Annotated in this window: 21 protein-coding genes; 3 read left to right on the plus strand and 18 right to left on the minus strand. The window is 60.2% G+C overall.

From position 1 onward, the window contains the following. Nucleotides 1-3: 3 nt before the first annotated feature. Nucleotides 4-822: a pyruvate, water dikinase regulatory protein gene (locus KI611_RS14285; protein ID WP_226416323.1), complete on the plus strand. Its 819-nt coding sequence runs from the start codon at nucleotides 4-6 to the stop codon at nucleotides 820-822. On the opposite strand, the gene KI611_RS14290 is transcribed toward KI611_RS14285, so the two are convergent. From KI611_RS14290 to rfbD, 17 genes are all read right to left on the minus strand, one after another. Continuing rightward, nucleotides 808-1584: a TrmH family RNA methyltransferase gene (locus tag KI611_RS14290; protein ID WP_226416324.1), complete on the minus strand. Its 777-nt coding sequence runs from the start codon at nucleotides 1582-1584 to the stop codon at nucleotides 808-810. The genes KI611_RS14285 and KI611_RS14290 overlap by 15 nt on opposite strands. Then, a complete protein-coding gene (gene rnhB, locus KI611_RS14295; RefSeq protein ID WP_226416325.1) occupies nucleotides 1581-2171 on the minus strand; it encodes a ribonuclease HII in 591 nt (196 codons plus the stop codon). Before rnhB ends, KI611_RS14290 begins: the two co-directional genes overlap by 4 nt. Continuing rightward, a complete protein-coding gene (gene lpxB, locus KI611_RS14300; protein WP_226416326.1) occupies nucleotides 2159-3307 on the minus strand; it encodes a lipid-A-disaccharide synthase in 1149 nt (382 codons plus the stop codon). The genes rnhB and lpxB overlap by 13 nt, the downstream gene beginning before the upstream one ends. Then, the gene (gene lpxA, locus KI611_RS14305) at nucleotides 3307-4077 is read right to left on the minus strand and encodes an acyl-ACP--UDP-N-acetylglucosamine O-acyltransferase (protein ID WP_226416327.1); all 771 of its coding nucleotides are present in this window, start codon (nucleotides 4075-4077) and stop codon (nucleotides 3307-3309) included. Before lpxA ends, lpxB begins: the two co-directional genes overlap by 1 nt. 1 nt (nucleotide 4078) lies before the next feature. After that, nucleotides 4079-4531: a 3-hydroxyacyl-ACP dehydratase FabZ gene (gene fabZ, locus KI611_RS14310; protein WP_319002293.1), complete on the minus strand. Its 453-nt coding sequence runs from the start codon at nucleotides 4529-4531 to the stop codon at nucleotides 4079-4081. Next, nucleotides 4518-5561, minus strand: coding sequence for a UDP-3-O-(3-hydroxymyristoyl)glucosamine N-acyltransferase (gene lpxD, locus KI611_RS14315; RefSeq protein WP_226416329.1), 1044 nt, complete (start codon nucleotides 5559-5561; stop codon nucleotides 4518-4520). The genes fabZ and lpxD overlap by 14 nt, the downstream gene beginning before the upstream one ends. Then, nucleotides 5561-6031: an OmpH family outer membrane protein gene (locus KI611_RS14320; RefSeq protein WP_226419918.1), complete on the minus strand. Its 471-nt coding sequence runs from the start codon at nucleotides 6029-6031 to the stop codon at nucleotides 5561-5563. Before KI611_RS14320 ends, lpxD begins: the two co-directional genes overlap by 1 nt. 48 nt (nucleotides 6032-6079) lie before the next feature. Then, nucleotides 6080-8356: an outer membrane protein assembly factor BamA gene (bamA, locus tag KI611_RS14325; RefSeq protein ID WP_226416330.1), complete on the minus strand. Its 2277-nt coding sequence runs from the start codon at nucleotides 8354-8356 to the stop codon at nucleotides 6080-6082. 3 nt (nucleotides 8357-8359) lie between these two features. Beyond that, a complete protein-coding gene (gene rseP / locus KI611_RS14330; RefSeq protein ID WP_226416331.1) occupies nucleotides 8360-9727 on the minus strand; it encodes an RIP metalloprotease RseP in 1368 nt (455 codons plus the stop codon). Next, on the minus strand, nucleotides 9724-10914 hold the full coding sequence (ispC, locus tag KI611_RS14335) for a 1-deoxy-D-xylulose-5-phosphate reductoisomerase (protein ID WP_226416332.1): 1191 nt from the start codon (nucleotides 10912-10914) through the stop codon (nucleotides 9724-9726). Before ispC ends, rseP begins: the two co-directional genes overlap by 4 nt. Further along, the gene (locus tag KI611_RS14340; RefSeq protein ID WP_226416333.1) at nucleotides 10911-11747 is read right to left on the minus strand and encodes a phosphatidate cytidylyltransferase; all 837 of its coding nucleotides are present in this window, start codon (nucleotides 11745-11747) and stop codon (nucleotides 10911-10913) included. The genes ispC and KI611_RS14340 overlap by 4 nt, the downstream gene beginning before the upstream one ends. Further along, nucleotides 11740-12501 carry a polyprenyl diphosphate synthase gene (gene uppS / locus KI611_RS14345; protein WP_226416334.1) on the minus strand — a complete coding sequence of 254 codons (762 nt, stop codon included), beginning with the start codon at nucleotides 12499-12501 and terminating at the stop codon, nucleotides 11740-11742. The genes KI611_RS14340 and uppS overlap by 8 nt, the downstream gene beginning before the upstream one ends. Before the next feature lie 26 nt (nucleotides 12502-12527). After that, nucleotides 12528-13085, minus strand: a complete 558-nt coding sequence (frr, locus tag KI611_RS14350) for a ribosome recycling factor (protein WP_226416335.1) — start codon at nucleotides 13083-13085, stop codon at nucleotides 12528-12530. 15 nt (nucleotides 13086-13100) lie between these two features. Then, entirely contained in the window at nucleotides 13101-13817 is a 717-nt protein-coding gene (gene pyrH / locus KI611_RS14355; protein ID WP_226416336.1) for a UMP kinase, read from the minus strand. Between the two features lie 17 nt (nucleotides 13818-13834). After that, complete coding sequence (gene tsf, locus KI611_RS14360; RefSeq protein ID WP_226416337.1) at nucleotides 13835-14734, minus strand: translation elongation factor Ts; 900 nt, start codon at nucleotides 14732-14734, stop codon at nucleotides 13835-13837. 55 nt (nucleotides 14735-14789) lie between these two features. After that, entirely contained in the window at nucleotides 14790-15539 is a 750-nt protein-coding gene (gene rpsB, locus KI611_RS14365) for a 30S ribosomal protein S2 (protein WP_319002294.1), read from the minus strand. 189 nt (nucleotides 15540-15728) lie between these two features. Beyond that, entirely contained in the window at nucleotides 15729-16640 is a 912-nt protein-coding gene (gene rfbD, locus KI611_RS14370) for a dTDP-4-dehydrorhamnose reductase (RefSeq protein WP_226416338.1), read from the minus strand. 114 nt (nucleotides 16641-16754) lie between these two features. On the opposite strand from rfbD, the gene map reads away from it, so the two are divergent. After that, nucleotides 16755-17555: a type I methionyl aminopeptidase gene (map, locus tag KI611_RS14375; RefSeq protein ID WP_226416339.1), complete on the plus strand. Its 801-nt coding sequence runs from the start codon at nucleotides 16755-16757 to the stop codon at nucleotides 17553-17555. Next, a complete protein-coding gene (locus KI611_RS14380; RefSeq protein ID WP_226416340.1) occupies nucleotides 17555-20116 on the plus strand; it encodes a [protein-PII] uridylyltransferase in 2562 nt (853 codons plus the stop codon). Before map ends, KI611_RS14380 begins: the two co-directional genes overlap by 1 nt. A 98-nt stretch (nucleotides 20117-20214) precedes the next feature. Here the strand turns inward: KI611_RS14380 and KI611_RS14385 are convergent, their stop codons facing one another. Next, a complete protein-coding gene (locus tag KI611_RS14385) occupies nucleotides 20215-20973 on the minus strand; it encodes an S-methyl-5'-thioinosine phosphorylase (protein ID WP_226416341.1) in 759 nt (252 codons plus the stop codon).

Below are 20973 nucleotides of genomic sequence, written 5' to 3' on the forward strand. Positions count from 1 at the left end.
CGGATGCCCAATCCAATCAAACGCACCGTCTTTTTCGTCTCGGACGGCACCGGCCTGACTGTTGAAGCACTCGGCCACAGCCTGATGACCCAGTTCGAGGATGTCGAACTCAAGCAGATCCGCATCCCTTTCCTCGACAGCATCGCCAAGGCACAGGAAACCGTCGCCCGGATCAACGCCCAGGGCGAGTCCGACGGCATGCGACCGATCGTCTTCACAACGCTGGTCAATCAGGATCTGGCCGGCATCGTGCATCAGGCCGATGCCTTCAGCCTGTCCTATTTCGAAACATTCCTGGCGCCGCTTGAAGCCGAACTCGGCATCAAATCCAGCCACACGGTCGGCCGCTCGCACGGCTCGGCCGACAGCTCGGACTACAAGGACCGCATCGAGGCGATCAACTACACGCTGGCCCACGACGACGGAATCACCGACCGCGACCTGGCCGAAGCCGACGTCATTCTGGTCGCCGTCTCGCGCTGCGGCAAGACGCCGACCTCGCTCTACCTGGCCATGCAGTTCGGCCTGAAAGCCGCCAATTTCCCGCTGATTCCGGAAGACTTCGACCGCGGCCGCCTGCCGGGCACGCTGGAAAAGCACCGCGCCAAGCTGTTCGGCCTGACCATCCAGCCGGAACGCCTGCACCAGATCCGCGAAGAACGCCGGGCCGACAGCAAATATGCCTCGCTGGCCAACTGCCGCTATGAAATTGCCGAAGCCGAAAAGATGATGCGCCGCGAAGGCATCCGCTGGCTGGATTCGTCGACCAAGTCGATCGAGGAAATCTCGACCACCGTGCTGCAGGAATTAAAGCTGCGCTAGTTTCCGGCGCAGCGCCTCGAACAGGCAGATGGCAGCCGCGGCCCCGACGTTCAGGGACTCGACGTTACCGGGCATCGGAATGCGAATCTTGAGCCGGGCGGCGGCGATCAACTCGGGCCGGACGCCCAGCCCTTCGGCGCCGAACACCCAGGCGAGCGGCGTGGTCCACGTCGCTTCGTAAAGCGAGGTGGCGCCATCGAGGCAAGTCACCGCGGTCGTTCCCTGGTAATCCGCAAGGAAGGCGCCAAGGTCGGCCTCCTCGTGTAGCGCCAGAACAAAATGGGCGCCCTGTCCGGCCCGCAATACCTTGGGCGACCACACCGCGGCACAGCCGGGCGCCAGCAATACCTGCTTGACGCCGGCTGCTGCCGCCGTGCGCAGCAAGGTGCCAACATTGCCCGGATCCTGAATGCCATCGAGCAAAACGGCGTCTTGCCGGTGGTCAAGCGCGGCCACCCGGGGCGGCATATCGACCACCGCCAGCAAGCCGCTCGGCGTATCGACCAGCCCAAGATCGCGCATCAGGCTGTCGGCCAGCACCACGCTTTCCCGGCCGGCGACATAGCTGGCGATTTCGCCCTCCGCCACCTTCGACTCGGCAACGACCAGCGTGGCGACCGGCCCGCAGGCCAATTCGTAAGCCTCGACCAGATGCACACCGTCGAGCAGCGTCTGCCCGGTTTTGCGCCGCTCGCGACCGGATTCGGCCAGCCGCTTCAAAGACTTGAAAAGCGGGTTGTCGCGCGACTGGATATGCTTCATAGCAACGAAAGCTGTTTGGCCACCGGCCCGAAGCTGCGCCGATGCACCGGCGAGGCGCCATGCGCTGCCAGGGCTTGGCAATGCGCTTCCGTCGGATAACCCATGTGACGGTCGAAACCGTACGCCGGATACTGCTGGTGCAAGACCAGCATGCCGGCATCGCGCACCGTCTTGGCAAGGATCGAGGCGGCGGCAATCGAGGCAATCTTGCCATCGCCCTTGACCACCGCTTCAACCGGCATCGGCAGTTGCGGACAGCGATTGCCGTCGACCAAGGCACTGGTCGGCAGCACCGCCAGTGCCGCAACGGCACGCTGCATGGCAAGGAAAGTTGCCTGCAGGATGTTCAGGCGATCGATTTCCTCGACGCTCGCTTCGCCCACCGCCCAGGCGACGGCCCGCTCGCGAATCAGCACCGCCAGCGCATCGCGCTTCTTTTCGCTGAGCTTTTTCGAATCGTTCAAACCGGGGATCGGCCTGGCCGGATCGAGTATCACCGCCGCGGCCACCACCGGCCCGGCCAGCGGTCCCCGCCCGGCCTCGTCGATGCCGCAGACGAGACCGACCGGGATGATCAGTTGAGGCATTGGATGACCGCGTTGGCGGCCTTCTCGGCCGTGTTCTGGCGCAGCTGCAGATGGATCTCGGTAAAGGCCTCGGCGATTGCCGCGGCGTTTTCCTTGTCTTCATACAAGCCGACCAGCGCCTCGGCCAGGTTTTCCGGGGTGGCCTGATCCTGCAGGATTTCCGGAACGATCGCCCGCCCGGCCAGGACATTCGGCAGGCCGACAAAGGCCTGGTAGGCCATGCGCTTCATGATCCAGTACGAAAGCTTGGCAATCTTGTAGGTGATCACCATCGGCCGCTTGATCAGCGCCGCTTCGAGGGTCGCCGTACCGCTCGCCACCAGCGAAACGTCGGCCGCCCCCAGCGCCTCCTGGGCATGGCCGAACAACAGGCGGAACGGGATATCCGCCGCCTGCTGCTGGTAGATGGCCATCTCGAACTGCAGGCGGGTTTCACGCGTCGCCAGCGGGACGACGAACAGCGCGTTGGGCAGGAAACGCTGGCGGATGATTTTCGCCGTCTGGACGAAGGTATCGGCCATCATTTCCAGCTCGCCCTTGCGACTGCCCGGCAGCAAGGCGAAAACCGGCACATCCCTGGCGATGCCGAGCATTTCGCGCACTGCGCGCTGGCTGGTTTCGAGCGGAATGATGTCGGCCAGCGGATGCCCGACATAGGTCACCGGAATATGCGCTTTTTCGTAGAGCGGCGGCTCCATCGGGAAAAGCGCCAGCACGCGATTGACCGCCTTGGCAATCTTCTTGATCCGCCCACCCCGCCAGGCCCAGATCGACGGGCTGACGTAATGGATGGTCTTGACGCCCGCCGACTTGAGATTGGTTTCCAGGCCCAGATTGAAATCCGGCGCATCGACACCGATAAAGATATCGGGCCGGATATCGAGCAAACGCTTCTTCAACTGGCGACGAATGCCGGAAATTTCCCGATAGTGCTTCAGGGCATCGACATAGCCCATCACCGCAAGCTTTTCCATCGGCCACCAGGCGTCGAAATCCTGGGCCTGCATCTTCGGGCCGCCGATGCCATAGAAAATGGCATCCGGCAATTTGGCTTTGAGCGAGGCGATCAAATGGCTGGCCAGGAGATCCCCGGAGGCCTCCCCCGCCACCATCGCAATCCGTACCGAACTTCCCATCAGCGAATAATGCCTCGCTTGGAGACTGCCAGGAAATCGACGAAGCGTTGCACGTCCGGCTGCGTCTTGGCTTCCTCGGCCAGCTTCAACTTCGCTTCTTCGAGCAGCAGCCCGGACTTGTACAGAGTGCGATAAGCTCGCTTCAACGCGCTCAACGACTCCGCAGTAAAGCCGCGGCGTTTCAATCCTTCGACATTGATGCCATACGGCGTTGCCGTATTGCCGGCCGCCATCAGGTAAGGCGGGACGTCCTGCAGGACGACCGTACCAACCGCCGTCATCACGTGCGCGCCAACCCGGCAGAACTGATGCACCCCGGTATAGCCGCCAAGAATGGCCCAGTCGTCGATCACCACGTGGCCGGCCAGTTGGGCATTGTTGGCGAATGTCGTCTTGTTGCCGACCTGACAATCGTGGGCGATATGGACGTAGGCCATGATCCAGTTGTCGTCGCCGATCCTTGTCGCACCGGCATCCTGGACGGTACCGAGATTGAAGGTGCAAAACTCGCGAATCGTGTTGCGGTCGCCGATTTCCAGACGGGTCGGCTCGCCGGCGTATTTCTTGTCCTGCGGCACTTCACCAAGCGAGCAAAACTGGAAAATCCGATTCTCGCGGCCGATACGGGTATGGCCCTTGATCACTACGTGGGAGCCGATGACGGTGTTGTCGCCAATTTCGACATCGGCGCCAATGATCGAATACGGGCCGATTTCGACGTTTGCGCCGATCCTGGCGCCCGGATCGACAAGAGCGGTCGCGTGGATCATCTCAGATATCCCGCTGGGCGCACATCAGCTTGCCTTCCGCCACGACCTGGCCATCAACCCGGGCCTCGGCGACGTATTTCCAGATACCGCGCATCTGACGGGCAATCTGGACGTGCAGGTGCAACTGGTCGCCGGGCATTACCGGCTTCTTGAAACGGCACTCGTCGATGCCGACAAAATAGAAGACGGAATTGGCATCCGGCTTGGTGTCCATGGTCTTGAACGACAGGATGCCGGCCGCCTGGGCCAGGGCTTCCATGATCAGCACGCCCGGCATCACCGGATGGTGCGGAAAGTGGCCGACAAAATACGGCTCGTTCATCGTGATGTTCTTGTAGGCGTGGATCGACTTGCCGGGCACAACCTCGAGCACCCGATCAACCAGCAGGAACGGATAACGATGCGGCAAGTGCTCAAGAATCTCGTGGATATCCATTAAATCAACCCTCTCCATTAATATTTTTCAGTTTTTTCTCTAGTTCCGCGACACGCTCGGCCAGCTTGCCCAGATGGCGGATTTGCGCCGCGTTGTGCAACCAGTGGCTGTGCTCTTCAAGCGGAAAAACGCTGGTGTATTGCCCCGGCTTGGTAATGTTCTTCATGACCAGCGAACCGCCGGAAATCACTGCCCCGGAGGCAATCGTCACATGGCCGGCGATCATCGCCGCGCCGCCGACGATCACGTTGTCCTTCAATTCGACGCTACCGGCAATCGCCGCACAGGCGGCGATCACGCAGTGTTTGCCGATCACGCAGTTGTGCCCGATCTGAATTTGGTTATCAAGCTTGCAGCCATCGCCGATCACGGTGTTATCCAGCGCACCGCGGTCAACCGTCGTGCTGGCGCCGATTTCGACATCGTCGCAGATCACCACCCGGCCGATCTGCGGGATCTTGACCCATTGCCCCTTGTCCGGCGCAAAGCCGAAGCCGTCAGCGCCAATCACCGCCCCTGAATGAATGATCGCATGGCGCCCGATTTCGCAACCGGCATAGATGCTGACATTCGGAAACAACACGCTGCCATCGCCAACCTTGACGCCATCGCCAAGAACACAACCGGCATGAATGACAACGCCTTCACCCAGCAGCACATCCGAACCAATACTGGCATGCGGCCCGATGCTGGCACTCGCCGGCACCGGAGAGGCGCAATGGGCCGAAGGATGAACCCCGGGTGCCGCAGCCTGACGCGGATTGAGCAAACTGGCCAGACGAGCGTAGTAGGCATACGGATTCGCGGTCACGATACGCGGCAAGGCCACCGCATCGGCAAAATCCGGCGACACGATAACGGCCGCCGCCTTGGTCGTTTGCAACTGGCTTTTGTATTTCAAATTAGCCAGAAAGCCGATCTCGCCGTCGCCAGCCGAGGCCAGCGTCGCCACTTGGAAGATCAGCGTTTGGCTGTCACCAAGCACATCGCCGCCCAGACGGGCGGCGATATCAGCCAGCGAGAGGGCAACACCCGCCGCACCAGGCATTACTTGCCTTCGGCAAGTGCCTTGATCACGCGTTCGGTGATATCCAGCTTCGGGCTCACCCAGACAACATCCTGCAGAATTAGGTCGTACTTGTCGCTTTCGGCAATCTGCTTGATCGCCTTGTTGGCTTTTTCGATTACCGCTGCATTTTCTTCGTTCTGGCGAAGGTTCAGGTCTTCGCGGAACTCACGCTGCTTGCGCTGGAATTCGCGCGACAACTCGCCAAACTCCTTTTCCTTGGACCGACGGTCACTTTCAGCCATCGTCACGGAATTCTTCTCAAGATTTTCCTGCAAGCCCTGCAACTGCTTGGCCATGCGCTGCAGATCCTGATCGCGCTTGGCGAATTCGCCTTCCAGCTTCTTGGCAGCCTTTTGAGCAGCCGGTGCATCGCGGAAAATCCGCTGGGTATTGACATACCCGACCTTCAACTCCACCGCATTGGCGCCGGTAACAAACAAGGCGGACATCACGGTAGCGAGAACTAGCGACTTAACTTTCAAGATGACACTCCTGAATTAAAAAGTGGTGCCCAACTGGAACTGGAACGACTCGGTTTGGTCCGAGTCCTTCTTGTTGAGCGGCAAACCAAAGCTGAATTTTAGCGGCCCGATCGGCGAAATCCACGCTGCCGACAGCCCTGTTGAATAGCGCAGGTCGTCCAGCGCAATGTTCTGCCCCTTGCCATAGACCTGCCCCGCATCAAAGAACCAGCCCATGCGTAAACTCTTTTCCATCCCCGGCAAGCTCCACAGCAACTCTGCATTGCCGATGAATCGACGGTTGCCACCGATACGGTATTCATTTCCATCATTTATGACGGGGCCCAGCGAAGAAGCCTTGTAGCCCCGTACCGAATTGACACCGCCAGCATAGAAATTCTTGTAGAAGGGCAAGCCCTTGCCACCATAACCCTCAGCATAACCGACCTCGCCATTCACCATCAGCGTAAATTTGCTGTTCAGCGGGACAAAATGTTGAAGCTGGTAGCTGGCCCGGTAATAGGTCAGATCCCCGCCCGGCACGGCAACTTCGACACCGGCCTTCTGATAGGTTCCTTTGGTCGGTAGGAAATAACTGTCTTTCCCATCACTAATCCAGTTCAGGGTAACGGGAATGGAAAGATTGGTGTCGCCAAACTCGCGAACGAAATCCTTGTAGTACTTTGGGCTATCGTCATAAGTCGTAATGCTCGTCGTATCGAGACCGACACCGAAGCCCAGCGATTCCTTCTCACCGATCGGAAAGCCGAAGCGAATGCCGCCGCCGGTGGATGCCGAGGTGTAATTGGCAATCGCCGTCGACGAGGTATTGACCGTACGATGATAGACATCAAAGCCCTGGCTGACCCCATCCGGCGTGAAATACGGATTGGTGTACGAAAACACATAGGTCCGGTAGGACTTCGCCGAATTCACCTGAATCGCGACGTTATTACCGCTGCCCAGGAAGTTGTTCTGGGCAATCGAGCCCGACAAAATAACTTTATCCGTGCTCGACGTGCCCACCCCAAGCATCAGATTGCCGGTCGGCTTTTCGGTGACGCTCAGATTGACGTCGACCTGATCAGCAGTCCCAGGCACAGCCGGAGTTTCGACAGCGACATCGGTAAAATAACCAAGCCTATCGATCCGCTGTTTGGATGCGGAAACACGATCGGCATCGTACCAGCCGCCTTCCATCTGGCGGATTTCGCGACGAATCACTTCATCGCGCGTTTTGGTATTTCCCGTCAAATTGATACGACGGACGTAAACACGCTTGCCCGGATCGATGAAGATGGTGAATGCCACCTTGCGCTTTTCCTTGTCGATTTCCGGCGAAGCATTGACATTGGCAAAGGCATAACCCTGCTTGCCCAGTCGGTCACCGATCGCCTTGGTCGATTCGTTCAGGCGCTCGCGCGAAAAGACGTCGCCGGGCTTAACCGTAACCAGTTTCTTCAACTCGTCTTCGGGAAGCGAGAAATCGCCTGCCAATTTCACCGAGGACACCTGATAACGCTCACCTTCGGTCAGGTTAACCGTGATGTAAACATCCTGCTTGTCGGGGGAGATCGAAACCTGCGTCGATTCGACGTTGAATTCCAGGTAACCCTGATTCATGTAGAAGGACTTCAGTTTCTCAAGGTCACCCGATAGCTTCTGGCGGGAATACTGGTCATTCTTGGTGTACCAGGTCAGCCAGCCAGGCGTCGTCAGCTCGAACTGGGCGAGCAGGTCTTTTTCCTTGAAGGACTTTGCCCCAACAAGGTTGATCTGTTTGATTTTGGCGGCAACGCCTTCTTCGACGTTGAAATTCACGCCGACCCGATTGCGCTCCAGCGGCGTCACCGTCGTGGTGATGTTGACGCCATACTTGCCGCGCGTCAGATACTGACGCTTCAATTCCTGCTCCGCTTTCTCGAGCAGGGCGCGATCGAAGATGCGCCCTTCGGCAATCCCGGTTTCCTTGAGCGCCTTGACGATCACGTCCTTCTCGAATTCCTTCATGCCGACGAAGTCGAGTTTGGCGATGGCCGGACGCTCCTGGAGCACGATAACCATCACGCCCTTGTCGACCTCGATCCGGACATCCTTGAAGAAACCGGTGGCGAACAGCGCCTTGATCGACTGGGCAGCCTTTTCATCGGTCAGCGTATCGCCAACCTTGACCGGCAGATAACTGAACACCGTACCGGCTTCGGTACGCTGAATGCCTTCGACACGGATATCCTTGACCGCAAAAGGCTCGAAAGCCAGTGCAGGTACAGCGAAAAAGCTGGCAATCAGGACCGACAACAGGGATTTATTCATTATTCAGCCGAAGAACAGGCGGTTCAAGTCGTTAAAAAAGGCGAAAGCCATCAGGACAACAAGGATAGACACGCCGATCTGCTGCGCGATCTCCATGGCACGCTCGGAAAGCGGCCGACGCCTGACGACTTCAATCATATGATACATCAAATGCCCGCCATCCAGCACCGGGATGGGGAGCAGATTGAGCACCCCCAGGCTGATGCTAACCAACGCCATGAACTTGATGTAGTAGTCGAATCCGAGCTTGGCAGATTGCCCGGCGTAATCGGCAATCGTCACCGGGCCGGAGAGGTTTTTCAACGACACCTCGCCGGTCAGCATCTTGCCCATCATGACGAGACTGAACACCGACTTATCCCAGGTTTCGATCAACGCCTTGCCGCCCGCAGCGAAGAAACCATAGCGCACGAAGGTGCGCATCTCACGTCGTGCCTGGCCACCATCGGCAACCGCCACGCCAATTTTTCCGACCACCCGTCCACGCTCGGAAACCGACTCGGGAACCATGTCGACTGCCGCAACCTGGCCTTGCCGCTCGAATTCGACACGAATGGAACGCCCGGCGGCATCGCGGACATACAAGACCAGTTCATGCCAGACCGAGATCGCTCGGCCATCGACGGCCAGTATTTTATCGCCCGACTGCAGGCCGGCCTGCGCTCCTGGTGAGCCCGCGACTACTTTACCGAGCACGGGCGGCAGCAGGGGACGGTAAAAGGTGATGCCCAGACGGTCCAGCGCATCACCCTCCCAGCCTTGCTCGCCAGCCGCACTCAGATAAAGGCGGCGCACAGCGACTTCATTTTGTTCATTGATCACTTCAAGCTCGGTGCTTTCCTGATCGACCGCCTTCTGCAACAACAACCAGCGAAAATCATTCCAGGTCGCAACCGGCTGCCCGTCGACCGCCCGGACCCGCTCGCCATTGCCGACCGCGGCCATCGCCGCAGGAGTCCCGGCCGGCGGCGTCCCGAGAACCGGTAGCAATTCCTCGCTACCGAGCATGAACACGACCCAATAAAGGAGAATCGCCAGGATGAAATTGGCGAATGGTCCCGCCGCGACAATCAGGCTGCGTTTGCCAACCGTCTGGCGGTTGAAGGCCCGATGCCGTTCGTCCGGCGCCACCTCTGCTTCACGCTCGTCGAGCATCTTGACGTAGCCACCGAGCGGAAAAACACTGACCGCCCATTCCGTCTGATCGAGCCCCAGACGCTTCTGCCACAGCACGCGACCAAAGCCGATCGAGAAACGCAAGACTTTTACGCCACAAAGGCGGGCTACAGCGTAGTGCCCGAATTCATGAACGACGATCAGGGTGCAGAGCACCAACAGGAAGGCAGCGGGATAAAATAGCAGGTCGCTCACCCGAAACGTTTTTCCAGAATCATTTGCCGTGCCAGACGGCGAGCCTCGGCATCGGCGCCCAGCACATCGGCCAGACTACCCTCCGGCCCGGCCGGCAGCGCAGCCAGCACAGCCTCATTCAGCCGGGCAATGCCAAGGAAGGACAACTGAACATCGAGAAAAGCGGCAACGGCAACCTCGTTGGCGGCATTCAGGATGGCCGATGCCGTTCCACCTTCGCGCAATACGTCATAGGCCAATTGCAGACAGCGAAAACGCTCGAAGTCCGGCTCGCAGAAATCGAGATGGGCAATCTTGAACAGATCCAGCGATTCGACGCCGGAGTCGATCCGTTCCGGGTAGGCCAAGGCGTAGGCAATCGGCGTCCGCATATCGGGGTTACCCATCTGCGCCAACACCGAACCATCGGCATACTGCACCGCCGAATGGATCACGCTTTGCGGATGGACCACGACCTGGATCAACTCGGCCGGAGCGGCAAACAGCCAGTGCGCCTCGATGACCTCCAGCCCCTTGTTCATCATGGTCGCCGAATCGACCGATATTTTCCGGCCCATGACCCAGTTGGGATGAGCGCAAGCCTGATCCGGCGTGACATTGGCCAGTTCGCTCAGCGGTGTATTGCGGAATGGGCCACCGGAAGCCGTGAGCAGGATTTGCCGCACGCCGCAGGCGGCCAAGCCGCGCCCGAAGCCGACCGGCAGCGACTGAAAGATTGCATTGTGTTCGCTATCGACCGGCAGCAATACCGCGCCATGCTCACGTACCGCCTGCATGAACAGCTCACCGGCCATGACCAGAACTTCCTTGTTGGCCAGCATCACCTTCTTGCCAGCCTTGGCTGCGGCCAGCGTCGGTTCCAGTCCGGCCGCCCCGACAATCGCCGCCATCACCGAGTCGACCTCGGGCAAGGCCGACAACTCGATCAAGGCTTCGACGCCATGGCGGACTTCGACATCAAGCCGGGCCTGACGGCAGCGCTCGGCCAGTTGTCCGGCAAGCCGGGCATCGCGCAGCACGGCAAAGCGAGGCAGGAACTCGAGGCACTGTTCGAACAGCTTGTCGACCTGGGTGTGGGCGCACAACGCGAAAACCTTGTAGCGATCGGGATGGCGCCGAATCACGTCGAGCGTACTGACGCCGATCGAACCGGTCGAGCCCAAGATCGTGACGTTCTGGATAGTCATTTCGGTGAGTAAACCACGAGCAGCCAGAACAGCGCGACAACGGGGAGCGTCGACGTCAGGCTGTCGATCCGGTCAAGGACACCACCGTGTCCCGGGAGAATATTGCTGCTGTCCTTGATCCCCGACTTGCGCTTGAGCAAGGACTCGTAGAGATCGCCAATGATGCTGACGGCGGTAACGCCGAACAGGGCCAGAATCCAGAAAGGCAGTGACAGCACATCGAGAACGAACATCTGCCGTACCACCAGACCGTAGATCACCACCCCGACAGCGGCACCGATCGCCCCTTCCCAGGTTTTTCCCGGACTGATCGAGGGCGCCAACTTGTGCTTGCCGAAAGCCTTGCCAGAAAAATAGGCCGCGATATCGGCCATCCAGACAACGGCAAAAATACCGAGCAGGACGCCGGGACCAAGCGTACGCAGTTGAACCATGGCCAGCCAGGTCGGGAACAGCACGACCGCCCCGATCAGCAAACCGGTGACGCCGGCCAAAGACCATTTTTTTTGCAGCCACAGTGGCACGACCAGGCACCAGAACACTGCGGCACTAGCGTAGGTCAGCAACACCCAGCCTGGCGCCGGTTCGAACCCAGCCGCTGCACCGATCGCCTGCGGTGCGAGCATGGAAACTGCGGCGCAAATCAGCGCGGTGATGCCCCCCAGCACCACGCGCAACGCGCTCGGCCAAGCGAGCAACGCGCCCCACTCCCAGGCGGCGACGCCGATGAAAGCGGCGACCAGCAAGGCCCAGTAAGCCTGGGGAAGGAAATACAGGCTGGGCAACAGCAGGGCCAGCAAGACCAGGGCGGTGATGACGCGGGTCTTAAGCATTCGGCTGCCCTGCGAGCTGTTCGCTGGTTCGCCCGAAACGCCGCTCGCGTTGCTGATAGGAAGCAATTGCCTTGTCGAACTCGCTCTTGTCGAAATCGGGCCATAAGGTCGGCGTGAAAAACAGTTCGGTATAGGCCAACTGCCAGAGCAGGAAATTACTGATGCGCTGCTCACCGCCAGTGCGAATGAAGAGATCGGGCTCCGGCGCGAAACTCATCGCCAGGTGCGGTTCGAGATCCGTTTCGCTCCAGCCGTCGCGCTTCTCGGGCTGGGTGGCGAGCATCCGGTTCATTGCCTGCATGATGTCCCAGCGACCGCCGTAATTGGCGGCGATGGTCAGATCGAGGCGGGTATTGAGCGCCGTCTTTTCCTCGGCCTGGCGAATCAGGCCCTGCAGGCGTGGCTCGAAAGCGGAAAGATCGCCGATGATGCGCAGACGGACGCCGTTGCGGTCGAGCTTCTCGACTTCCTGCTCGAGCGCCTTGACGAACAGCTGCATCAGGAGAGATACCTCTTCCTGTGGCCGCCGCCAGTTTTCGGACGAAAAGGCAAACAGGGTCAGGTACTGGATACCGCGCTCAAGACAGGCACGGACCATTTTGCGGACCAGCTCGACGCCCTTGACATGCCCGGCAACGCGCGGCAAAAAGCGCTTTTTGGCCCAGCGCCCGTTGCCGTCCATAATGACTGCAACGTGGTGCGGCACGGCCGCCGTTTCGGGAAGCTGTTGCGTCGAACTCGAGAAAAGTGCCATTCAGCCGAAGCAGCTAGAAACGGCGATCAAACCTGCATCAGCTCAGCCTCTTTGGCGGCGAGCATCTTGTCTACGTCAGCGATGAACTTGTCAGTCAGTTTCTGGACGTCGTCCTGCGCTTTGCGCTCGTCGTCCTCGGGAATCTCGCCCTTTTTCAAGGCTTCCTTGAGATGGGCAATGGCGTCGCGACGCAGGTTGCGGATCGCCACCTTGGCGGCCTCACCTTCGGTCTTGACGACCTTGATCAGGTCACGGCGACGCTCTTCGGTCAGCGCCGGCATCGGTACGCGAATCAGATCGCCCTGGGTGGCCGGATTGAGGCCGAGGTCGGAATCGCGAATGGCCTTTTCAACCTTCTGGACCAGATTCTTTTCCCACGGCTGAACGCCGATGGTCCGGGCATCAACCAAGGTGATGTTGGCAACTTGATTGACCGGCATCATTGAGCCGTAGTAATCGATCTGGATGTGATCCAGCAGGCCGGTATGGGCGCGGCCGGTACGAATCTTCAGGAGGTCGTTCTTCAACGCATCCAGAGATTTCTGCATCTTGCTTTCAGCGGTTTTCTTGAGTTCGGCAATCATCTCTATTCTTCTTCCTCAGCAATAGACCAGCGTACCTTCATTTTCACCACAAACCACGCGCTTCAGCGCGCCGGCCTTGAAAATGGAAAATACGTTGATCGGCAATTTTTGATCGCGGCAAAGCGCGAAGGCGGTCGCATCCATGACCGCCAGATTCTTCGAGATCGCCTCGTTGAAGCTAATCTTGTCGTAACGGGTCGCCGTCGGATCTTTCTTGGGATCGGCGGTGTAGATACCGTCAACCTTGGTCGCCTTGAGGACGATTTCCGCACCGATTTCCGAGCCGCGCAGGGCTGCGGCGGTATCGGTCGTGAAAAATGGATTGCCGGTACCGGCACCAAAAATCACGATCTTGCCTTCTTCCAGATAACGGATGGCCTTGCCTCGAATGTAGGGCTCGATCACCTGCTCGATATTCAAGGCCGACTGGACGCGGGCATTCAGCCCGCACTGACGCATCGCATCGGACAGCGCCATGGCGTTCATCACCGTGGCCAGCATGCCCATGTAATCTGCGGTGGCGCGATCCATCCCGGTGGCCGTACCGGCCATGCCGCGGAAGATATTGCCACCGCCGATCACGACACCAATTTCCACACCCAGGTCGGCGACCGCCTTGATTTCTCCGCAAATGCCCGCGATGGTCTGCGGGTTGATGCCGTAGGCGTCATTGCCCATCAGGGCCTCGCCGGAGAGTTTCAGGAGAATTCGCTTGAACTTGGGTGTGGTCATTGGCATGTCCTTACTTGTTACTTCTTGGCAGCAGCAGCGGCAGCCTGGGCGGCGACTTCAGCAGCGAAATCGTCAACCTTCTTCTCGATGCCTTCGCCAACCAGGAACAGGCTGAAGCCGGCGACGGAGGCGCCCTTGGCCTTCAACAACTGCTCGATGGTTTGCTTGCCGTCTTCAGCCTTGACGAAGACCTGACCGAGCAGCGTAACGTCCTTCAGATACTTCTGAACGGTACCTTCGGCGATCTTTTCCAGCATCGCTTCCGGCTTACCGGCTTCGCGGGCCTTTTCGATGGCGACACGGCGCTCGGTATCGAGCAGCTCGGCGGAAACGCCCGAAGAGTCGACCGACTTCGGCTTGGAAGCGGCGATGTGCATCGCCAGATCCTTGCCCAGTTGATCGTCACCGCCGACCAGATCAACCACGACGCCAACCTTGGAACCGCCGTGGATGTAGGACTGCAGCTTGCCCTTGGCTTCGAAGCGAACGAAACGACGGATCGTCATGTTCTCGCCGATCTTGCCGACCAATGCGGAACGGGTCGATTCGACGGTGCCTTCGCCCATCGGCAGCGCGGACAGCGCAGCGACGTCGGCCGGGTTGTTGGCAGCGACCAGAGCGGCACTGCCGTTGGCCAAAGCAATGAATTCATCGTTCTTGGCCACGAAGTCGGTTTCGCTATTGACTTCGATCATGGCGCCGGTCTTGCCGTCAGCACTGATGCTGATCGCCACGATACCTTCTGCGGCGATGCGGCTGGCTGCCTTGGTCGCCTTGTTGCCGAGCTTGACGCGGAGGATCTCTTCGGCCTTGACCATGTCGCCATCGGCTTCGGTCAGCGCCTTCTTGCATTCCATCATGGGTGCGTCGGTCTTGCCACGCAGTTCTGCCACCATGCCTGCGGTAATTGCCGCCATACTTATCTCCTGAGCTTATAAAACGGGCGGAGCTTGACGCTCCGCCGTTACAACCTTATTGCGCTGCTTCGTCCTGGACTTCGACGAATTCGTCATCGCCACCGGCGGCAACGATTTCCTGGATGACCTGGCTGCGGCCTTCGAGGATGGCATCGGCCACGCCACGGGCGTAGAGCTGAATGGCGCGCGAAGAGTCATCGTTACCCGGGATGACGTAAGCAACGCCGTCCGGGGAGTGGTTGGTATCGACCACGCCGATGACCGGAATGCCCAGCTTGCTGGCTTCGGTGATGGCGATCTTGTGATAGCCGACGTCGATGACGAAGATGGCGTCCGGCAGACCGGCCATATCCTTGATGCCGCCGATGGACTTCTGCAGTTTTTCCAGTTCGCGACGGAAAGTCAGCGCTTCCTTCTTCGGCATGCGCTCGAGTTCGCCGGCTTCGACGGCGATTTCCATGTCTTTCAGACGCTTGATCGAGGTGCGGACCGTCTTGAAGTTGGTCAGCATGCCGCCCAGCCAGCGCTGGTCAACGAAAGGCGCGCCGGCGCGGAGTGCTTCTTCGCCGATGATTTCGCGAGCCTGACGCTTGGTACCGACGAACAGGATGTTGCCGCGATTGCCGGCCAGCTTCTTCACGAAAGCGATGGCTTCGTTGTACTTGGCCAGGGTCTTTTCGAGGTTGACGATGTGAATCTTGTTGCGTGCACCGAAGATGTACGGTGCCATCTTGGGGGACCAGAAACGGGTTTGGTGGCCGAAGTGCACACCGGCCTCCAGCATTTGACGCATGGTTACGGACATAATAAAACTCCTTAAGGGTTGAACCGCCACCCGCCGGAAACGCCCGCCATTCTTGTGTTCTGGCGCGCACCCTTAATCGGCGAATGTGTGGATTTTGGTTGCATACATAACGTGCACAACCGTTCTTTCCAGCCATGATGGCTGAGAAAAACCCGCAGATTATAGCAGCAGATTGAAGGGTCTAAAAGCCTAATAGCCGTTCTGCTTGAGTGCGAGCAGCTGCAGCATGCGCACCAGATAGGGTTGCCAGTCGGGCATCTGCAAGCCGAAATCGTTTTCGAGGCGGGTGCAATCGAGGCGCGAATTGGCCGGACGACGGGCCGGCGTCGGATATTCGGCGGTGGAGATCGGCCGAATCGCTTCCGGCTTCAGACGCAGATCAAAACCCGGCGCCGGGCCGGCCAGCCCGACGATGGTCCGGGCAAACTCGCACCAACTGACCGGATGGGCCGCCGCCAGATGATAGAGACGGCTTTCGCCGGCTTCGAGCGACTGCCCGCGGCGCAGCATCGCCAACACCACGCCGGTGACGGTGGCGATCAGCGCCGCCGGGGTCGGCGAACCGGTCTGGTCGTCGACCACCGCCAGACTCTCCTTGTCGCGCGCCAGACGCAGGATGGTCTTAACGAAATTGTCGCCGCGCGCCCCGAACACCCAGCTGGTCCGAAAAATCAGCGATTTTCCGCCGACCGCCCGAATCGCCTCCTCACCGGCCAGCTTGGTCCGGCCATAGACACCGTGCGGCCCGGTCGCATCCGTCTCGACGTAAGGCGTGGATTTGCAGCCGTCATAGACATAGTCGGTCGAGTAATGGACCAGCAGGGCGCCGAGCGCCGCGGCCTCCTCAGCCAGGATGCCCGGCGCCTCGGCGTTGATCCGGTGGGCCAGCTCCGGCTCGCTTTCCGCTTTGTCGACCGCGGTATAGGCCGTGGCATTGACGATCACCGAGGGTCTGACTTGCCGGATCACGGAACGAATCCGCGCCGGATCGGCCAAATCGCACTCAGCCCGCCCGCAAGCGACCACCTGGCCATGCGGCGCCAGTGAGCGCTGCAATTGCCAGCCAACCTGACCGTCCTTACCCAGCAGAAGAATACTCATCGCCAACCCTGTCGCCACGAAAGCTGGCAAGTATGCCATTTACCCGCCCCCCGGCTTTGCGAAACAGTATCCATCCTTTATCCTTGACCTCTCCCCAAACCACATAGAACAGCCATGAGCATCACGATCAAGACCCCGGAAGAAATCGAAAAAATGCGCGTTGCCGGGCGTCTCGCCTCCGAAGTTCTCGACTACATCGAGCCCTTCGTCAAGGCCGGCATCACGACCGAAGAAATCGACCGTCTGTGCCATGACCTGATGGTCAATGTCCAGGGCTGCATCCCCGCCCCGCTCAACTACGCACCGTCGGGTTACAAGCCCTACCCGAAATCGATCTGCACCTCGGTCAACCAGCAGGTCTGCCATGGGGTACCCGGCGACCGCGTGCTGAAGACCGGCGACATCATCAACCTCGACATCACCACCATAAAGGATGGCTATCACGGCGACACCAGCCGGATGTACATCGTCGGGGAAGGCTCGATCATGGCCCGGCGGCTGTGCGAAATCACCTTCGAATGCCTGTGGCTGGGGATTTCCGTGGTCCGTCCCGGCGCCTACCTGGGCGACATCGGCGCCATCATTCAAAAACATGCCGAAAAGAACGGTTTTTCCGTCGTCCGCGAATTCTGCGGCCACGGCATCGGCAAGCACTTTCATGAAGACCCGCAGGTACTGCACTACGGCAAGGCCGGCACCGGCCCCCGCCTGGAACCCGGCATGATGTTCACCATCGAGCCGATGATCAACGCCGGCAAGGCCGCGATCCGCGAAATGGCCGACGGCTGGACCATCGTCACCAAGGACCGCAGCCTTTCCGCCCAATGGGAGCACACCTTGCTGGTTACCGATAGCGGTTACGAGATCATGACCCTGTCGGCCGGTTGCCCCCCGAAACCGGACTGGATCGCCTGATGTCGGACCATGTCGCCGCGCTACGCGCCGAAGTCAAAGCCAATCAAAGCCAGCTTCAGCAGCAATATGAACAAACCGGCGATGCCAACGCGCTGCTCAGGCAACGTTGCCAGCAAGTCGATGCCGTTCTGCAAAAGCTCTGGGCATCGCTGAATTTCCCGGCGTCGCTGTCGCTGGCCGCGGTCGGCGGTTACGGCCGGGGCGAACTCTACCCGGCCTCCGACATCGATCTGCTGATCCTGCTGCCGCAGGAAGCCAGCCCGGCCCTGCAGGAAAAGCTCGAACAGCTGGTCGGTCACTTCTGGGACATCGGCCTCGAAATCGGGCATAGCGTGCGCACCGTCCAGGAATGCCTGAACGAGGCGGCCAAGGATATTACGGTGCAAACGGCCCTGCTCGAAGCACGCCTGCTGACCGGCAACAAAAGGCTGTTTGCAACCTTCGAGAAACGCCTGCACGGCAACCTCGACCCGCTGGTCTTTTTCGAGGCCAAGCGACTGGAGCAGCAGGAGCGCTACCTGCGCTTCAATGAAACCCCCTATAGCCTGGAGCCGAACTGCAAGGACTCGCCGGGCGGTTTGCGCGACCTGCAGGTCATTTTCTGGATCGCCAAGGCGGCCGGTTACGGGGCGAGCTGGGCCGAGCTCGCGAAAAGCGCCATCCTTACCGAGGAAGGTGCCCGCCAGGCCGAGGCCTGCGAAGATTACCTCCGCCACCTGCGCATCCGCATGCACTTCACCGTCGGCCGCCGCGAAGATCGCCTGCTGTTCGACTACCAGGGCACGCTGGCAGCCCAGTACGGCTTTGTTTCGAACGATGCCAAGCGCGCGTCCGAACAGCTGATGCAGGGCTATTACCGCAACGCCAAGGCGGTCACCGTCCTCAACATCATCCTGTTGCAGAACATGGGCGCCGCGCTGGCGCCGGAAAGCGAGCAGACGCCGCAAGTGCTGGACGAGGATTTCCAGTCGGTTGGCAACCTGCTCGACGTCCGCGACGAAAGCCTTTTCACCAGGAAGCCGACGGCCATTTTCGACAGTTTCCTGATCATGCAGGAAAGCCACGAACTGCACGGGATGACCGCCCGCACGCTGCGCGCCCTGTGGCGTGCCGGCGAATCGGTAATCGACGACGCGTTCCGCGCCGATCCGGCCAACCGCGCAGCCTTCATGCGCCTGCTGCACAGCGAGCGCGGCGTCGTCCATGAGTTCCGGCGGATGAACCAGCTCGACATACTCGGCGCCTATCTGCCGAATTTCGGGCGCATCGTCGGCCAGATGCAGCACGACCTGTTCCACGTCTATACCGTCGACCAGCACATCCTGCAGGTCATGCGCAACATCCGCCGCTTCACGATGAGCGAGTTCGCCCACGAATACCCGCTCTGTTCGCGCGTCATGAGCGAATTCGACACGCCCTGGCTGCTCTACGTCGCCGCCCTCTTCCACGACATCGCCAAGGGCCGTGGCGGCGACCATTCGGAACTCGGCACCGGCGATACGCAGGCATTCTGCGAAGCGCACGGCCTATCGCCCGAAGACACCGAACTCGTCGTCTGGCTGGTCCGCAACCACCTGAACATGTCGCAGGTCGCCCAGAAGGAAGATCTCAGCGACCCCGACGTCGTCGCCAGCTTCGCCAGCCGGGTCGGCGATGCCCGCCACCTTACCGCCCTCTACCTGCTGACCCACGCCGACATTCGCGGCACCAGCCCGAAGGTCTGGAACCAGTGGAAAGGCAAGCTGCTGGCCGATCTTTACTACCTGACGCTGCACTACCTCGGGCAGGGCGAAGCGCCCGCCCCGCACGGCATCATCGCCGAGCGGCAGGCCGAGGCAATGCGTCTGCTGCGCTTCTTCGCGCTCTCGGCGACCGTCCACGAACGCCTGTGGAAGCAACTCGATACCGTCTATTTCCTCCGCCACTCGGCTGAAGAAATCGCTTGGCACACGCGCTCGCTGCATTACCGCATCTACAACAATCAGCCGGTCGTCCGCGCCCGCCTCTACCAGGACGGCGAAGGCTTGCAGGTGATGGTCTACACCCAGGACCAGCCCGACCTCTTTGCCCGCATCGTCGGTTTTTTCGCCCGCAACGGCTACAGCATCGTGGACGCCAAGATCCACACCACGGCGCATGGCTACGCGCTCGACAGCTTCGTCGTGCTCGACGTGATGAACCGCGACAACAACCGTGAAATGGTGCCTTACATCGAACACGAACTGGAACAGCGCCTGATCCAGCAACTACCGCCGGAAGCCCCGTCAGCCGGCCGGCTGTCGCGCCAGGTCAAGCATTTCCCGATCAAGCCGGAAGCCAGCATTCTCGGTGACGAAAAAGGCGCCCATTTCATCCTGTCGCTGATCGCCGCCGACCGCCCTGGCCTGCTCTACACCGTCGCCAACACCCTGGCCGAGCACGGCGCCAACCTGCACACCGCGAAAATCACCACGCTCGGCGAGCGGGCCGAAGACGTCTTCCTGATCAGCGGCGGCGACCTGCGCCAGAGCGCCAGCCGGATTCGCCTGGAAACGGAGTTGATGGAACGCTTGAAGGTCTGACGGCGGGACCAAGCAGATGATAAGGCCAGGCCGGCAATCTGAAGGTTCGCTGAACCTTCAGATTAACCACGGCGCATTACCTCATCGTGCCGACGACATCAGGCCGATTGGCCTGCGTCCTGGCAGCCGACCAGCTTTTCGATAATCGCCTTGACCCGGCCCATGGCCTCCTGCAGCACAACGTCGAGGCTTTCGAAGTGGATGCCGTTGGCGCTGCTGCCGCGGCCGGCCGCATGGTTGGCGACGACGTTGATGGCGGCGTAGGGCATGCCGAGTTCGCGGGCCAGCACGGCCTCCGGCATACCGGTCATGCCGACCAGATCGACGCCGTCGCGCTCCAGACGGTTGATTTCAGCGGCCGTTTCGAGGCGCGGCCCCTGGGTTGCGGCATAGACGCCACCGACCTTGATCTCGACCTGCAGTTGCTCGCCGGCTTGCTGGATGCGGCGACACAGTTCGTGATCGTAGGGCTCGGTGAAATCGACATGGGTCACCGGGGTGCCATTGCCATCGAAGTAGGTGGCTTTGCGCCCCCAGGTGTAATCGATGATCTGATTGGGCAGCACGATGTCGCCCGGCTGCAGGTCGCCGCGGATGCCGCCGACCGAGGCCACGGAAATGACCCCGGTGGCCTTGTAATGATGCAGCGCCCAGAGATTGGCGCGGTAATTGACCATGTGCGGCGGGATGGTGTGACCGTAGCCATGCCGCGGCAGAAACATCGCCGGCTGACCGCAGATCTGGCCAAAGACCACCGCACCGGAAGGCTCGCCGTAAGGCGTGCGAACCACTTCGCGGTGCGACACATCGAGGTTGGAGAGGGTCGTCAGACCACTGCCGCCAATAATTGCCAACAT

Source organism: Dechloromonas denitrificans, assembly GCF_020510685.1.
Taxonomy (GTDB): domain Bacteria; phylum Pseudomonadota; class Gammaproteobacteria; order Burkholderiales; family Rhodocyclaceae; genus Azonexus; species Azonexus denitrificans_A.

Coding starts and splice junctions, on each gene's coding strand:
- KI611_RS14285 (WP_226416323.1), top strand. CDS start 4: ATGCCCAATCCAATCAAACGCACCGTCTTTTTCGTCTCGGACGGCACC.
- KI611_RS14290 (WP_226416324.1), bottom strand. CDS start 1,584: ATGAAGCATATCCAGTCGCGCGACAACCCGCTTTTCAAGTCTTTGAAG.
- rnhB (WP_226416325.1), bottom strand. CDS start 2,171: ATGCCTCAACTGATCATCCCGGTCGGTCTCGTCTGCGGCATCGACGAG.
- lpxB (WP_226416326.1), bottom strand. CDS start 3,307: ATGGGAAGTTCGGTACGGATTGCGATGGTGGCGGGGGAGGCCTCCGGG.
- lpxA (WP_226416327.1), bottom strand. CDS start 4,077: ATGATCCACGCGACCGCTCTTGTCGATCCGGGCGCCAGGATCGGCGCA.
- fabZ (WP_319002293.1), bottom strand. CDS start 4,531: ATGGAGAGGGTTGATTTAATGGATATCCACGAGATTCTTGAGCACTTG.
- lpxD (WP_226416329.1), bottom strand. CDS start 5,561: ATGCCTGGTGCGGCGGGTGTTGCCCTCTCGCTGGCTGATATCGCCGCC.
- KI611_RS14320 (WP_226419918.1), bottom strand. CDS start 6,031: ATGTCCGCCTTGTTTGTTACCGGCGCCAATGCGGTGGAGTTGAAGGTC.
- bamA (WP_226416330.1), bottom strand. CDS start 8,356: ATGAATAAATCCCTGTTGTCGGTCCTGATTGCCAGCTTTTTCGCTGTA.
- ispC (WP_226416332.1), bottom strand. CDS start 10,914: ATGACTATCCAGAACGTCACGATCTTGGGCTCGACCGGTTCGATCGGC.
- KI611_RS14340 (WP_226416333.1), bottom strand. CDS start 11,747: ATGCTTAAGACCCGCGTCATCACCGCCCTGGTCTTGCTGGCCCTGCTG.
- uppS (WP_226416334.1), bottom strand. CDS start 12,501: ATGGCACTTTTCTCGAGTTCGACGCAACAGCTTCCCGAAACGGCGGCC.
- frr (WP_226416335.1), bottom strand. CDS start 13,085: ATGATTGCCGAACTCAAGAAAACCGCTGAAAGCAAGATGCAGAAATCT.
- pyrH (WP_226416336.1), bottom strand. CDS start 13,817: ATGACCACACCCAAGTTCAAGCGAATTCTCCTGAAACTCTCCGGCGAG.
- tsf (WP_226416337.1), bottom strand. CDS start 14,734: ATGGCGGCAATTACCGCAGGCATGGTGGCAGAACTGCGTGGCAAGACC.
- rpsB (WP_319002294.1), bottom strand. CDS start 15,539: ATGTCCGTAACCATGCGTCAAATGCTGGAGGCCGGTGTGCACTTCGGC.
- rfbD (WP_226416338.1), bottom strand. CDS start 16,640: ATGAGTATTCTTCTGCTGGGTAAGGACGGTCAGGTTGGCTGGCAATTG.
- map (WP_226416339.1), top strand. CDS start 16,755: ATGAGCATCACGATCAAGACCCCGGAAGAAATCGAAAAAATGCGCGTT.
- KI611_RS14380 (WP_226416340.1), top strand. CDS start 17,555: ATGTCGGACCATGTCGCCGCGCTACGCGCCGAAGTCAAAGCCAATCAA.
- KI611_RS14385 (WP_226416341.1), bottom strand. CDS start 20,973: ATGTTGGCAATTATTGGCGGCAGTGGTCTGACGACCCTCTCCAACCTC.